Raw genomic sequence first — 14,976 nt, 5'->3', positions numbered from 1 at the left:
GTCGCGGCCGCGAGTCGTGCTACACCCGCCCGCGCATGGACATCCTCTTCGTCGCTTCCGAGATCGCGCCGATGGTGAAGGTCACCGGCCTCGCCGACGTCGTCGCGTCGCTCTCGAAGGCGCTCCGGCTCCTCGGGCACAAGGTCACCCTCGCGCTGCCGCGTTACCCTGGGATCGAAGCCTCCGGCGTCATGATCGCGCGCAGGCTGACCCCGCTCGTCCTGACCATCGGCGGCGAGCGCGTGGAGGTCACGGTCTTCGACGGGCGGCTCGGATCGGGCGTGGAGCTCGTGCTCTTCGACGTCCCGGGTCTCTTCAGCGAGGGCCCGTCGCGCCTCGCTGACGAGGACGAAGGGGATCTCGCCGCCGCGCGACGGTACGGCGTGTTTGCGCTCTCCGTCGTCGAGCTCGTCCGCCAGCGCGCGCTCGCGGGCACGCCGTTCGAGGTCGTGCACGCGCACGACTGGCCGTCGGCGCTCGTCCCGTACCTCCTGCGCGACCGCGAAGGCGACGCGCGCCCTGCCGCGGTGCTCACGCTCCACGACCTCGCGCGCCAGGGCCTCTTCCCGCGTGAAGCGCTCCGCGTCATCGGCCTCGGCGACCAGCACTTCCAGCCTTCGCTGCTCGAGTTTTACGGCAAGGTGAGCTTCCTCAAGGCGGGCCTGCTCGCCGCCGACGCCATCACCACGGTGTCGCCGACGTATGCCCGCGAGATCCTCACGCCCGACCACGGCGAGCGCCTCGACGGCGTGCTCGCGGCGCGGGCGAAGGAGAACGAGATCGTCGGCATCGTGAACGGCATCGATTACGCCGTGTACAACCCGATGACGGATCCGGCGTTGCCTGCGCGGTACGACGCCGAGGACACGACGAACAAGTCGCGCTGCAAGAGCGCGCTCCTCGCCGAGCTCGGGCTCCCGATCGACATCGAGCGTCCGCTCGTGGTCTCCGTCGGCCGCATCTCCACGCAGAAGGGCGGCGATTTGCTCGCCACCTCGCTGCCCAAGATCCTGAAGAGCGACGCGAGCGTGGTCGTGGCGGGCGCGGGGGATCGCGCGATCGTCACGAAGCTCGAAGCCGCCGTCGGAAAGGCGCCCGAGCGCGCGCGTTTCCTCGGCGACGCCGCCGAGCCTCTCGTGCACCGCCTCTATGCCGCCGCGGACATCGTCGTCGTCCCGTCGCGGTACGAGCCCTGCGGCCTCGTGCAGCTCTACGCGCAGCGTTATGGCGCGTTGCCGGTCGCCTACCGGACCGGCGGCCTCATCGACACGATCGTCGATTGCGACGCGGCGCTCGAGACCGGCACCGGGTTCCTGTACGACAAACCGACCTCGACGCACCTCGTCGGTGCGGTGCAGCGCGCGCTCGCGGCCATGACCTCGCCCCGGTGGCCCGCGCTTCGGCGCCGCGTGATGCGGCTCGACCTCGGCTGGGATCGACCGGCGCGCCGCTACGTGCACGTTTATCGCTCGGCTGTCACGAAGCGCATGGCGTAGTTTTCGCCGAGAAGATGCGGCGGACGGACGCTTCGTAGTACAGTGCATGCGCCCTTTTGGGCGCTTGTGTCCCAGAACGTCGAATTCCTCGTCTCCGAGCAGGGCAACATCCGCGGACCCATGCGGCTGGAGGCGGTCCGTCGCGAGATCGGCGGGGGAACGCTCAAGGACCCGCTTTTCCGCATGGAAGGGTGCAAGCGGTTTCTCCCCGGCGCGGCGTGGGATCCGATCTCGGACCTTTTCCCGTCGCCGAGCCCGCCCGATGCGCCCGAGGGCGTGGTCGCCGAGGCGTTGCCGCGCGACCTCGCCAAGCTCGATCCGCAGGCGCGGGACAAGCTCCTCTGGTTCGTCGAGGACACCGACGGCGTCATGGGTCCCGTGACGGGCGCATTCGTGGTGCGGGGCCTCATGACCGGCCGCATCCCGATCTCCTCGGGCGTCTCGCTCGTCAGCGTCCCCGGCTGGATTCGCGGCACGGCCGTGTTTCCAGCGGCGCTCGAGGGCGCGACTGCGATTCGCAAGCGCCCGATGTCCACGTTCACGTGCCCGTATTGCCTGGAACCCGTCATGGTCGGCAGCACGAGCTGCCTCATGTGCGGCGAGTTCGTGGGCATCGCAAAGCCGCGGCTCGGTCTTTCGCGCGTGGTGGGCCTCGTGGGCATCGGGCTCGCGCTGGTGCTCGCGCCGCTGCTCGGAGGCGCGCTTTCCGTGCGCGGGGACGGGCGCGGCGCGGGGGTCGAGATTCCTTCGGCGAACGCCGCGCCTTCGCCCGGCGCATCGGCATCGCCGGGATCGAGCGCGTCCGCCGCGACGAGCGCGCCGGCCGATCCTGCGGCAAACGCGCTTGCCGATTCTGCGCCTGCCGCAGCGAAGCGGCTCGAAGGCAAGGTCGCGGCGAAGATCGACGTCGCGGCCGACGCAGAAGCCGCGATCCTCCTTCCGCAAGGCCACGTCGCCGTCGCGCGTCGTGTCGCGCTCGACGTCGTCGATCCGCGGAGCGGCGTGGTCATGACGAGCTCGCGCGAGGCGCAATCGGCGCGCGTGATCGAGCGTGTCGGCGGCGCTCTTTATGCGCTCGGCCAAACCCGCATCGGCGCGCTCGAACCCGACACGCTCCGCGTCCTTCGCTGGATCGAGCCTCGCACCCAGCTCCTCCCGGGCGCCGCCGCGGCATCGGCTGGCCTCGCGATCTTTCCTTCCGCCGTCGATCGCAGCGTCCTCGTCGTCGGCACCGAGCACCACGTCGAGATCGCGCGTTTCCGCTTTGGAGGCGCCATTCCGAGCGCCGCCGCGATCGACGCCGAAGGCACCTGGGCCGTCGCGAGCGTCGCCGATCCACGCCCGCGCGCCTATCCTGATGCCATCGAGGTCTTCGCGCCGCTCACCCCGCCGAGCGCGCAGCTCGTGCGTCACCTCTCGCTCGGTGATCCCGTTGCGGCCGTCGCCGTCCAATCGGGGTTTGCCTTCGTCGCGCTCGGCTCCTCGCGCATCGTCCGCGTCACGCTCGAAGGAAAAGGCCTGCTCGCGCCGCCCAATCTTTCCCGCGACACCTGCACGGATCCCGCGTTCGTCCGGGCCGCCCCTCGCACGCTCGTCGTTGGCTGCAGGGCGGGCCGCGCGCTCTCGTTGCATGCGCCGGCCACGCTCACGCAGGACACGCGACTCGAGCTCGGCAGCCCCGTGACGGCGCTCGAAGTCTCGCCCTCGGGGGATCAGGCGCTCGTCGTCACGGGCGCGCCTTCGCCCGGCGTGTACGTCGTCGATCTCGCGACCGGCGAGCCCGTGCGTGTCGACGTCACCGACGAGGTCACGAGCGTCCGATTCGGCAAAGACGCGGAAAGCGCGACGGCGTTTTCGGCCCGTGCGCGCCGCGTGTGGGTGCTCCGGTGAGCAAGACCAAGTGCCCCAGATGCGGAACCCTCACGATCCGGCCGGGCGCGACGAAATGCCCCTCGTGCCGCGCGTGGGTGAGCTCGCCCAAGCTCGCGGGCAGCCGCGTGCAATTCGGCGCGCTCGGGCTCGTGCTCCTCGCGGCGGGCCTCGGCGGCTTCGGCATGCTCGCCGGCGGCGCGGCCGTCCTCGCCTCGCAAGGCCGCCTCGGCGGCAAACGCCCACCCGCCACGACGCCTCCGCCTGCGCTCCCCACCTCGTCCGCGGCGCTGCCCCCGGCGGCCTCCGCGAGCGCCCTCTCTTCAGCGTCGGCCTCGACCGCCCCGACCGCGGACACGCCGCCTCCCGCGGCCGAAGCGCCCGCGGCGTTTGCCGTGGCCACGACGATCCGCCTCGACGCGCCCCCGATCGACCTCACCGTCGCGGACGACGAGGCGATGTTCTTCGTGCTCTGCGAGGACGGCACGCTCCGGGCGCACGCGCTCGATTCCGGCGCCGAGAAGGCCCGCGCGCGCCTCCCGGGCAAGGGCACGGGCCTCCGGCGGCTCCCTGCGGGCCGGCTCGCCGTGCTCGGCGTCTCCACGGGCCTGCCGGTCGTGAACACGGCGTCGTGGCTCTCGGGCGCGGCGCCTGCGGCCTATCTGAAGAAGGTCGACGTGAAGGGCGCGCTCGACGTTGCGGCGAGCGGCGATCCGCCCGTCGTCGTCGTCGCGACCTCGCAAGGAAGCCGCGTCGTCCGCCTCGCGGGCCCCGAGCTCACAGCCGACGGCGAGATCCTCTTCCCGACCCCGATTCGCGGTGTCGCGCCCCTGCCTTCTTCGGCTGGCGCTCGGCTGCTCGTGCTCCTCGACGGGCGCGCGCCCACCGAGCCGGGATCCGTGATCGTGCTCGATCCCGCGGCAAAACCCTTCGGTGGTGCGCGTGCTGCGTGGTCCTCGCTCCTCGAACCGCGCGCGTCGACGGTCCCTCCGGCGGCCTCCTCCGAGCGTGCGCTCCTCTTTGATCGGGCGACGGCCAAGGTCATGGGTTTTTCCGTGGGGGCCGAGCCGCGCCTCGCGCCTGCGGGGCCGCAGCCGATCGCGGCATTCCCGTGGCCCGGCGATCGGGCCGTCGTCATTGGCGCGGCGGGCGAGGCGACGCTCGTGTCCCTCGAACGCCGCGAGGTCCTCGCTACGGTCGCGCTCGGCGGTGTTCCTTCCTCGGCTGTGCTTTCGCCGGAGGGCCGGACGATCCTCGTCGCGCTCGGCGGTGGGCCTCGTGGCAAGGGCGCGACCACGGTCGCGCTCGGGGGCGAGCCGCTGCGTATCGTTTCGACGCTGCAAACGGGGGAGGGATCGCACGTGGTCTCTGTGGCGCCCAGGGGTCGCCTCGCGCTCGTGGCGGCGGCGTCGGCGCGTGTCGTGACGGTGCTCCGGCGCCCCTGAGATTGGGGCCCCGTCGCGCCGATTTTTTGCGCCCATGACGCTCGAGATCGGCGACACTGGCGGCGGCGTCCTGGCTCGGCGCCTTACCTTGGAGTTGCCCATGACCACGTCCGCGACTTCCCTCCACAGGAGCAAGCTTCGCTCGTTCGGTTTGGCATCGGCCCTCGCGCTCGCCTGCGCGATGGTCGTGTCTGCGCCCGGGTGTCTCGATCAGCAGGGCTCGAACCCATCGACCGAGTGCACGGCGGGACAAACGGACGCCACCACGCCCGACGATTGCGTGCGCAAGGAATGCCAGGGTGGGAAGTTCGTCACGGTCGCGAACGACACGGAGGTCCCGGACGACGCGAATCCCTGCACGCAGGACACCTGCTCGGACGGCGTGCCGCAGCATACCGCGGTGAACGGGACGATGTGCCAGCTCGGCGAGGGCATGGGCCAGTGTGTGTCCGGGCAATGCGAGATCCCGTGTAATGATTCGGCGGAGTGCGACGACAAGAATCGGTGCACGACCGACGCGTGTGTCGGCAAGGTCTGCATGTTCACGCCGGACCCCCAGGCGAATCCCGACGACATGAACCCGTGCACGACCGACGCGTGCGCGGACGGCAAGGAGAGCCACGTGCCCGCGCCCGGGGCGACGTGCGGGACGAACGGCACGTGCAACGACATGGGCGTCTGCATCGGCTGCGCGAGCGACACGGATTGCCCCGTCGACGATCACTGCAGCGACTGGGCGTGCACGGACAAGCAATGCATCTCGACGCCGCTCCATGAAGGGATGCCGCTTCCCCCGAGCGAACAGTCGCTCGGCGACTGCAAGAGCAAGGTCTGTCAGAGCGGGCAGATCGTGACGATCGCGGACGCGGCGGACCCCTTCAACGACGGCAATTCTTGCACCGCCGACCAGTGCAACGACATGGCCCCGGTGAACCCCCCGCTCCCGGCGCTCTCGTCCTGCGCGACGCCGAACAACCCGACGGGGATGGGCAAGTGTGACAGCACCGGCGTTTGCCTCGGGTGCTCGCAGACGCTCGATTGCAGGGGTGGGCCTCCGTGGCACACGTGCGACACGACCGTCAACATCTGCTTCAGCTGCAGCGACAACGCGCAGAACGGCACCGAGACGGACGTGGACTGCGGCGGCGAATGCATCGAACGGTGCGAGCTCGGCCAGAAGTGCCTCGTCACCTCCGACTGCCAGGGGGAGTGCGACAACAACGTCTGCGTGGACTGCTTCGACAACGTGAAGAACGGCACCGAGGGCGACGTCGATTGCGGCGGCATCTGCCCGCAGAAGTGCAGCACCGACGACTCTTGTAACGTGCCAACGGATTGCTTCCACGGCGTTTGCAGCGGGGGCAAGTGCGCCGCGCCTTCTTGCAGCGACTCGGTCCAGAACGGCAACGAGACCGACGTCGATTGTGGTGGCTCCTGTCCGGATTGCCCGGCGGGCAAGAAGTGCATCGGGGGCAACGATTGCATCAACGACTGCATCAGCGGTATCTGCAACTAAACCCACTCTCAAGGCCGAACCATGCCCCGCCCCCGCCTTTTATCCGCGCTGCTCGCCACGGCCTTCGTGGCCTCCGCCCTCGTGCAGGCTGCTTCCTGCGCGCTCGAGACCGAGGGCTCGAAGCCCACGCAGACCACGAAGCCCTGCGAGTCCGCCGCCAATTGCGACGACGGTAGCTCCTGCACCGTCGACACGTGCAGCGACGAGAAGATTTGCGTCTACACGCCGGTCGCCGATGGGCCGAACCCCGCCCAGACCGTCGGCGATTGCCAGCGCATCGATTGCGCGGCCGGCCAGGAGGTCACCGTCACCGACGACGCGGACATCCCCGACGACAACGAGCCCTGCACGAACGACGCCTGCCAGGGCGGCACGCCGAGCAACACGCATACGCCCGACGGCGGCGTGTGCCAGCGCGGAAACGAGAGCGGCACGTGCCAGGACGGGGTCTGCCAGATCTCCTGCGACGCGCAGAACCCGTGCGACGACGGCAACGCCTGCACGGACGATTTCTGCAACTTCGCCACGAGCACCTGCATCTTCACGAACCTCGACGGCCAGCCCACCCCGGGCGCCACGCAGAACCCCGGCGATTGCAAGCAAAAGCTCTGCGTCAATGGCAAGGACACGGACGTCACCGACGACACCGACGTGCCCGTCGACGTGAACACCTGCACGGACGACGTCTGCACGAACGGCGTCCCGTCGAACCCGCCCACGACCTCGGGGACGCCGTGCACGCCGGAGGACACGGACGTCTGCGACGGCGCGAGCAACTGCGTCCAGTGCACCGAGGCTGTTCATTGCATCGGCATCATCGCCGAGGACGAGTGCACGAAGGCCGCCTGCATGAACCATACCTGTGTAAAGAGCTACATGGGTACGGACACGCTGGCGAGCCCGGCCCTCCAGACAGCGGGCAACTGCAAGAAAATCGTCTGCGACGGCAATGGTGGGACGACGGAGTTCCCGGACGACACCGACAAGCCCAACGACAACAACGCCTGCACGACCGATAGCTGCTCGGGCAGCAACCCGACGTCCATGCCCGTCGCGCAGGGCACGGCCTGCGGCATGAACCAGGTCTGCAATTCGACCGGCAGCTGCGTCGGTTGTAACACCGCCGCCGACTGCCAAGGCACGGACGATTTCTGCAAGAAGCGGACGTGCACCAACAATGTCTGCGGTTTCGATTACACGGAGAGCAACACGCCGCTGCCGAACGGCCAGACCGAGGACGACTGCAAGCGCCTCGTTTGCGACGGCGCGGGCAACACGGTCACCGTCGCGGATTCCTCGGATCCCAAGGTCGACGGCAACGAATGCACGCAGGACACGTGCAACGGGACCACGCCTTCGAACCCTAACCAGCCTGCCGGCACGATGTGCAACCAGAGCGGCGGCGACGTCTGCAACACCGCGGGCCAATGCAAGAAGTCGAACGGCAAGAGCTGCGCGGCAGGCGGCGATTGCGCGAGCACCTTCTGCATCGACGCCGTCTGCTGCTCGACGAACTGCAACGGGACGTGCCGCGCGTGCAACCTCGCGGGGAGCCTGGGCACGTGCAGCCCCGTGCCGAAGGGGCAGGAGGACGCGCCGTCGTGCACGGGCGCGAGCTCGTGCGACGGGTCGAACAACGGCAACTCCGCCTGCAAGAAGGACGACGGGCAAGGGTGCGGCGGCGCGAACGAGTGCGTGAGCAACTTCTGCGTCGACGGCCGGTGCTGCGTGTCCGCCTGCAACACGACCTGCCAGGCGTGCAACGTCACGGGGAGCGAGGGCAGCTGCGTCAACATCCCCGCGGGCCAGCCCGACGTCAGCGCGAGCATGACGTGCGACAACGGCAGCGTGTGCAACGGCTCTGGCGTCTGCAAGAAGTCCAATGGTACGACCTGCGGCGCGGCCAGCGATTGCTTGAGCAATTTCTGTGTCGACGGCAAGTGCTGCGAGAATGCCTGCACCGGGACATGCAAATCGTGCGGCATCGCGGGCAGCGAGGGGATGTGCGTCAACATCGCCTCCGGGCAGGAGGACAACAACGCCAGCATGACCTGCACCGGCACGAAGTCCTGTGACGGCAGCGGCGGGTGCAAGACGGACAACGGCGCCTCGTGCTCCATGGGCACCGATTGCCTGAGCACGTTCTGCGTCGACAGCGTCTGCTGCAACAACGCTTGCACGGGGACGTGCCAGGCGTGCAACGTGTCGGGGAACGCCGGCACGTGCTCGAACATCCCGCCGGGCAATGAAGACACCTTCCCGATGAACGCCTGCGTCGGCGTCAATCAATCGTGCGACGGCATGGGCGAGTGCAAGGGCAAGCTCGGGGCGTCCTGCGTCGACGGCGCGGCCGATTGCCTGAGCGGCTTCTGCGCCGACGGGGTCTGCTGCGAGAACGCGTGCGGCGCGACGTGCATGCAGTGCAACGCGTCGGGCTCCTGCGTGGCCGTCCCGCAATTCTCGGAGGACAACTCCCCGATGAACGCGTGCGTCGGAACCAAGAGCTGCGACGGCACGACCGCCGGCAATGGCGCGTGCAAGCTCGACAATATGCAGCCGTGCAATGGCGACGGCGAGTGCGCCAGCGGCAACTGCCACTCGAGCGGGGAGTGCAGGCCCTGAAGGGTTCGTCGGGCCAAGGCGGCCGGCGCGGGGGACGCCGGCCGCCACATGTCATGATTCGCGTCCCGGATTCCAGAACGAACGATTGACGATGCCAAACCGCCCCCGCGTCCTCGCCTCTCTCCTCGGTTCGCTCCTCTCCGCCGCCCTCGTCGTCCAGATCGCCGCCTGTGGGCTCGATACCAACGGGTCCCTAGCGCCCGAAGACACCAAGGCCTGCGTCGTCAACGCGAACTGCGACGACCAGAATCCTTGCACCGTCGACGTCTGCGGGAACGACGGGACGTGTGTCCTCGTGCCACTCGACGACGGGCCCTTGCCGGGACAAACCGCCGGCGATTGCCAGCGGAGCGATTGCGTGGCCGGCGTCCTCACCACGACGAACGACGACGCCGACATCGACGACGACGGCGAGAGCTGTACGGACGACGCGTGCGCGATGGGCACGCCGGTCCACACGCCGGCGCAAAACGGGACGAGCTGCCTCTTCGGGACGGCGCAGGGCACGTGTCAGGGCGGCGCGTGCGCGGTCGAGTGCGGCGCGCAGAACCCGTGCGACGACGGCAATCCCTGCACCGAGGATGCCTGCAATGCGGGCGCGGGCATCTGCATGTTCACGGATCTCGACGGATTGCCGACGCCGGGGTATGTGCCCGTGCCCGGCGATTGCTTGCAGCACATCTGCGTCGCGGGCGAGGACACGGCCGTCACCGACGACACGGACGTGCCCGTCGACATGAACACGTGCACGTTCGACGTGTGCACGATGGGCGCGCCGACGAACCCGCCGGTGATCGCGGGCGAGCCCTGCGAGCCGGGCAAACCCGAGGTCTGCGACGGCACCTCGAATTGCGTCGCGTGCAACGAGCCCGCCGATTGCGTGCTCCTCCCGCCGGACGACGTTTGCCAGCAGCGCACGTGCGAGAACCACGTCTGCGTGCAGTCGTTCGCGCCGGACGGGACCACGATCGACGGCCAGACGGCCGGCGATTGCATGCGGGTCGTCTGCGACGGCGCGGGCGCGACGAAGGAGATCGTCGACGACACCGACCTGCCGAACGACAACAACGCCTGCACGAAGAACGTCTGCACGAACGGGACGCCGACGTTCCCGAACGAAGCGATCAACACGGCGTGCGGCGCCGGACTTTACTGCGACGGCGGCGGCAAATGCGTCGGCTGCAACGAGGCCGCGCAATGCGAAGGCACCGACGATTTCTGCAAGGTCCGCACGTGCATCGACAACCAGTGCGGCGTGAGCTTCACGCCCGAAGGCACGGAGCTGCCGAACGGGCAGACGGCCCTCGATTGCAAGGTCATCGAGTGTGACGGTCAGGGCAACATCGTCACGTCGACCGACACGACCGACAAACCCGTCGACGGCAACGAATGCACCGACGACGTGTGCAGCCCGACCGGCGTGCCGTCGAACCCGAACCGGCCCGTCAACGCCGCGTGCAACGAGAATGGCGGCACGGTGTGCAACGGCGCGGGCGCGTGCAAGAAGGCCCCCGCGCAGACGTGCGGCGGGGCCGCCGAGTGCCTGAGCGGCCATTGCGTGGACGGCGTCTGCTGCAACGCGGCCTGCAGCAGCACGTGCATGGCGTGCAACGTCGCGGGCAGCGTCGGCACGTGCACGAACGTGCCCGTCGCGACCGAGGACGCGCCCACCTGCACGGGCACGAACGCCTGCGACGGCGCGGGCACGTGCAAGAAGGACAGCGGCCAGCCGTGCGCGGGCGCGGTCGATTGCGTCAGCGGCTTCTGCGCGGACGGCGTCTGTTGCAATAGCGCCTGCGATACCGCGTGTTTCGCCTGCGACCTGATGGGCAGCATGGGCACGTGCGTGCCGCTCGTCTCCGCGGAGGACACGAACCCCACGAACGTCTGCGCGGGGACGCGGTCCTGCGACGCGACCGGGGCCTGCAAGGCGAAGGACGGCGGCGCTTGCGTGGTCGCGGGCGATTGCTTGAGCGGGCATTGCGCCGACGGGGTCTGCTGCGACACGGATTGCACGGACACGTGCATGGCGTGCGACCTCGCGGCCACGCCGGGCGTCTGCTCGCTCGTCGCGAGCGGGCAAAAGGACGACACCTGCGCCGGGGCCGACGAGGTCTGCGACGGCGCAGGCGCGTGCAAGGCCGCACAGGGCAAACTCTGCGGCGCGGACGCGGAATGCCTGAGCGGTCATTGCGTGGACGGCGTCTGCTGCGACACGGATTGCACGGGCACGTGCATGGCGTGCGACCTCGCGGCCACGCCGGGCGTCTGCTCGTTCGTCGCGAGTGGGCAAACCGACGACACCTGCACCGGGGCCGACGAGGTCTGCGACGGCGCGGGCGCGTGCAAGACCGCGCAGGGCAAGCTCTGCGGCGCGGACGCGGAATGCCTGAGCGGGAATTGCGTGGATGGCGTCTGCTGCGACGACGCCTGCGCGGGCACCTGCGAGGCGTGCTCGGCGGCGAAGAAGGGCAGCGGCGTCGACGGCGTCTGCGAGCCGATCACGAAGGGCACCGATCCGGACATGGAGTGCACGATGCCGGGCACGTGCGACGGCGCGGGCATGTGCATCGGCGACATCGGCGAGGCCTGCATGGACGGCATGGACTGCGCGAGCGGCCATTGCGCGGACGGCTTCTGCTGCACGACGGCCTGCGCCGACGATTGCTTCTCCTGCGGGCTCGGCGGCATGGAAGGTCAATGCATGCCGGTCTCGGCGGGCACGACCGACGGGACGTGCGTGGCGGAGGATCTCGAGGTCTGCGACGGCGCGGGCGTGTGCCTCGGGGATACGGGCTTTACGTGCAATGAAAACGAGCAGTGCTTCTCCGGCAACTGCATGAACGACGTGTGCGAGCCGTGAGCCACGTGTTCGCTCTGCCCCGCCCGCCCGTTCGCCTTTCCGTAACCTGAATCACCCTTCCTGGCAGTCCCCTCGCCAAGACGTTGCCCAAGCCGCGCGTTCGTCCTAAGCAGCGGCGAACCTCCCCGATGTCCCTCTGCGCGCGTCCCTCCCGAAGGCCTGCGCTCCTCGCCCTGCTGCTCGCTCTTCCGGGCTGCGGCAACGTCGAGGATCCGCCGGGGCGCGTCCTCGATCGGGCCCCCCCCGGCGCGACGCTCAAGCGCCCCGAGAAGCCCGAAGGCACCCTCGCCGTGGACAAACGCGCCGAGGAGGAGACCGAGCCGGGCCACGGCGCGAAGATCGGCAGCATCGCGATGCGGACCTGGATCTACGTCGCGCCCGACGATCGCTCGACCAAGCTCGGCTACCTGCGCGCCGGCGCCGTCGTCGATCGCGCCGAAAAATCCGCCGGCACCAGGCGCTGCGAGGGCGGCTGGTACCGGATCGTGCCGCGCGGCTACGTGTGCGTCGGCAAAGGCGCGACGCTCGCGCTCGACCACCAGGTCATCCAGGCCGCCCTGCGCGGACCCGACCGCGCCGCCACGTTGCCCTACGCCTACGTGATGTCGCGCTCCCCCGCGCCGCATCTCTACTTCCGTCTGCCCACCGACAAGGATCAACGGCGCGTCGAGGGACCCACCGTGCGCGAGCACGTCCGCCTCGCGATCACGCCGCAGGTCCCGCTCGACACCGTGCCCACCTTCCTCGCCGAGGGCCGCGATCTGCCGAAGCCGTACGGCGCCGTCGAGCCGCTCCGCTACACCGTGCACGCCGGCCGCGCGAAGGAGGAGTCGGCCTTCGGGCTCGTCACGGCCTTCGAATGGACCGACCGCAAGTTCGGCCTGACGACCGAGCTCGACCTCATCCCGCTCGATCGCACGAAGCCCGCGAAGATCAGCGCGCACCACGGCGTGGTCGTGGACAAACCCGGCGTGCCGGGCATCGTCGTCGCCCACGGTGCGACGAAGCTCGTCCTCGGCGCGGACGGTCAGATGCGCGAGAGCGGGATCGCGCCGTGGCGTTCGGGCTGGATCCTGACGGGCAACACGAAGGGCGGCGAGCGCGGGCTCTGGGAGACGACCGAGGGCTTCTGGCTGCCCGCCGAGACGATGCTGATCGGGACGCCGCGCGAGGATCCGGTGGGGCACGCGCGCGCGGGCAAGAAGTGGATCGACGTGTCGATCAAGAAGCAGTTCCTCGTGGCGTACGAGGGAACGCGGCCGGTGTTCGCGACGCTCGTGTCGACGGGTCGCGGCGGGATGAGTGATCCCGAGAAGACGACGGCCACCGTGCGCGGGGTGTTTTACGTGCACGCGAAGCACGTCTCCGGGACGATGGACGGTGAGGAGGGCTCGGACTCGTTCGATCTACGCGACGTGCCCTACATCCAGTACTTTCACGAGGGCTACGCGCTGCACGGCGCGTACTGGCACGACGAGTTCGGCAAGCCGCGCAGCCACGGCTGCGTGAACCTCGCCCCCGCCGACGCGAAATGGCTCTTCGACTGGACCGACCCCGTCGTCCCCCCCGAATGGCACGGCGCCGTCAACCTCGAAGGAGGGACGCTCGTATGGACCCACGGGGGTTGATACGGGGTTCTAGAAAGTAAAACGGGCCGACGCGCCAAACGGTCCGACGGAGACGACGGCGGCGGGAGCGCGGGAACGTTCGACCTGTCCGAGGACGAACACGGGGATGCCCGCGACGAACATGGCGCCGCCGATGCCCATGAGCACGGTCGGAAAGATCCAGGACGACTTCGCGCAGGGGACACACGCGGCGCGATCGGCGTTTTCGTTCGCGACGTAGAGCCCAGCGCCGAGGCCGGTGACGACCGCGCCGCTCACCATCAAGGCGATGCCGGAGGTGATTTTCGTGCGGCCCGGGCTCGGTGGAGGCTCGAGCGCGCTCGCCGTGCGGGAAGGGAACGAGGCGATCACGAACCCGAGCGCCGCGGCGAGGGCCACGCGAAACGCGCGCAGGCTCACCTCCGCCGAACGGCGGGCCATGGCGCTCGGGACGCGAGGGCGTCTCACTTACATTGCGCGGGCGCGCCGGCGCCCTTCAGCATGTTGCGGACTGCGCTGAGCGCCTGACGTCCCTCGGGCGAGTTGACGAGGCCCTCGCACATGCCGGCGGCGGCCAGGTACGTGCCCTTCTGATCGAGCGGCGCCGAGTTCGCGTTCTGCCGGAGCGCGGCGCAGCAGGCGCGGATGCCCGTCGAATCGCCCGTACCGACGACCTTCTTGCCTGCGTCCGCATCCTCGCCGGCGTCCGAGGCGTCCGAGCCTGCGTCCTCCTCGACCACGAGCGGCGTCGGCGTGGGGGCCGGCGTCGGCGTCGGCGCCGGGGCGGCCGACGGCACGGGCGGGGTTTCTTCTTCCTTGTTGCCGCAGCCATTGGCCACGAGGACCAGAGCGAAGGGCAGTACGGCAGCGCAGAGAGCGGTGATGTAGCGCGTGTGGTTCATGTTGTACCTGGAAGTATCCCGGTCGCTCGGACCTGGCGAACTTTTTTGGCGTCCGTCCGCCAAGCGATGTTTGGACGAAACCCCAAGGGACCGCAAGAGGTAGGTGAGTCTCGAACGTGCCCGACGTGCCAGCGTCGTGGACGATCTGTCCCACGCACGGGAGCGGGAGCGGGAGCGGGAGCGGGAGCGGGAGCGGGAGCGGGAGCGGGAGCGGGTGCGGGAGCGGGTGCGGGAGCGGGTGCGGAAGCGGGTGCGGGTGCGGGGGCGCATGCGCACGGGCAGGCCAAAGTCAAGCGCACGTGCAAGGGGGCGGGGACGTAGGGGATTCCGCTCGGAAGGAGGCTAGCTTACCGTCGTGCTCGGTCTCTGCAAGACCAAGCCGTGCTCGCCATCCTCGCCACGCAAAGCGTGGCTGCGGGTGGCTCCGCGGTGCGCCAGGCGAAGCCTGGGTGAGGAGGAAGCGTGATGTCCGCCTGATCGAAACGCGGGCTGTAGTCCATTTCGGCGAGCAATGCACCTGTCCGCGTATCGTAAATGAGCAACCTATTGTCCTCTCCCGAGGGCCACGTCGCTCGCGGCTTGCCGGCGAACGTGGAGGGTGTCCCCATGCTGGTACGCTCTGCACGATTGTTGCAAGACCAAGGAATCCTGACCGG

At 69.4% G+C, this 14,976-nt stretch carries 9 protein-coding genes; 7 read left to right on the top strand and 2 right to left on the bottom strand.

Translation table 11 applies throughout. From position 1 onward, the window contains the following. Positions 1-35 precede the first annotated feature (35 nt). The 7 genes from KEG57_RS34500 to KEG57_RS34470 all read left to right on the top strand — a co-directional run bounded on the left by KEG57_RS34500 (position 36) and on the right by KEG57_RS34470 (position 13,439). Positions 36-1,496: a glycogen synthase gene (locus KEG57_RS34500; protein WP_272421710.1), complete on the top strand. Its 1,461-nt coding sequence runs from the start codon at positions 36-38 to the stop codon at positions 1,494-1,496. 66 nt (positions 1,497-1,562) lie between these two features. Continuing rightward, positions 1,563-3,386, top strand: coding sequence for a WD40 repeat domain-containing protein (locus KEG57_RS34495; protein ID WP_272421711.1), 1,824 nt, complete (start codon positions 1,563-1,565; stop codon positions 3,384-3,386). Further along, positions 3,383-4,810 (top strand): zinc ribbon domain-containing protein, encoded by a 1,428-nt coding sequence (locus KEG57_RS34490; protein WP_272421712.1) that lies wholly within the window; start codon positions 3,383-3,385, stop codon positions 4,808-4,810. The genes KEG57_RS34495 and KEG57_RS34490 overlap by 4 nt, the downstream gene beginning before the upstream one ends. A 100-nt stretch (positions 4,811-4,910) precedes the next feature. Beyond that, positions 4,911-6,326 carry a hypothetical protein gene (locus KEG57_RS34485; protein ID WP_272421713.1) on the top strand — a complete coding sequence of 472 codons (1,416 nt, stop codon included), beginning with the start codon at positions 4,911-4,913 and terminating at the stop codon, positions 6,324-6,326. Between the two features lie 21 nt (positions 6,327-6,347). After that, positions 6,348-8,948: a hypothetical protein gene (locus tag KEG57_RS34480; RefSeq protein WP_272421714.1), complete on the top strand. Its 2,601-nt coding sequence runs from the start codon at positions 6,348-6,350 to the stop codon at positions 8,946-8,948. Positions 8,949-9,039: 91 nt separating this feature from the next. Beyond that, positions 9,040-11,811, top strand: a complete 2,772-nt coding sequence (locus KEG57_RS34475) for a hypothetical protein (protein WP_272421715.1) — start codon at positions 9,040-9,042, stop codon at positions 11,809-11,811. 128 nt (positions 11,812-11,939) lie between these two features. Beyond that, positions 11,940-13,439 carry a L,D-transpeptidase gene (locus tag KEG57_RS34470; protein ID WP_272421716.1) on the top strand — a complete coding sequence of 500 codons (1,500 nt, stop codon included), beginning with the start codon at positions 11,940-11,942 and terminating at the stop codon, positions 13,437-13,439. Between the two features lie 9 nt (positions 13,440-13,448). On the opposite strand, the gene KEG57_RS34465 is transcribed toward KEG57_RS34470, so the two are convergent. Continuing rightward, on the bottom strand, positions 13,449-13,859 hold the full coding sequence (locus KEG57_RS34465) for a hypothetical protein (RefSeq protein WP_272421717.1): 411 nt from the start codon (positions 13,857-13,859) through the stop codon (positions 13,449-13,451). Between the two features lie 23 nt (positions 13,860-13,882). Then, positions 13,883-14,320, bottom strand: a complete 438-nt coding sequence (locus KEG57_RS34460) for an acyltransferase (RefSeq protein ID WP_272421718.1) — start codon at positions 14,318-14,320, stop codon at positions 13,883-13,885. Positions 14,321-14,976: the final 656 nt, after the last annotated feature.

It is taken from the genome of Polyangium jinanense (genome assembly GCF_028435365.1).
Note: the sequence above shows the minus strand (reverse complement) of the source record. Positions and strands in the feature narration are given on the sequence as shown.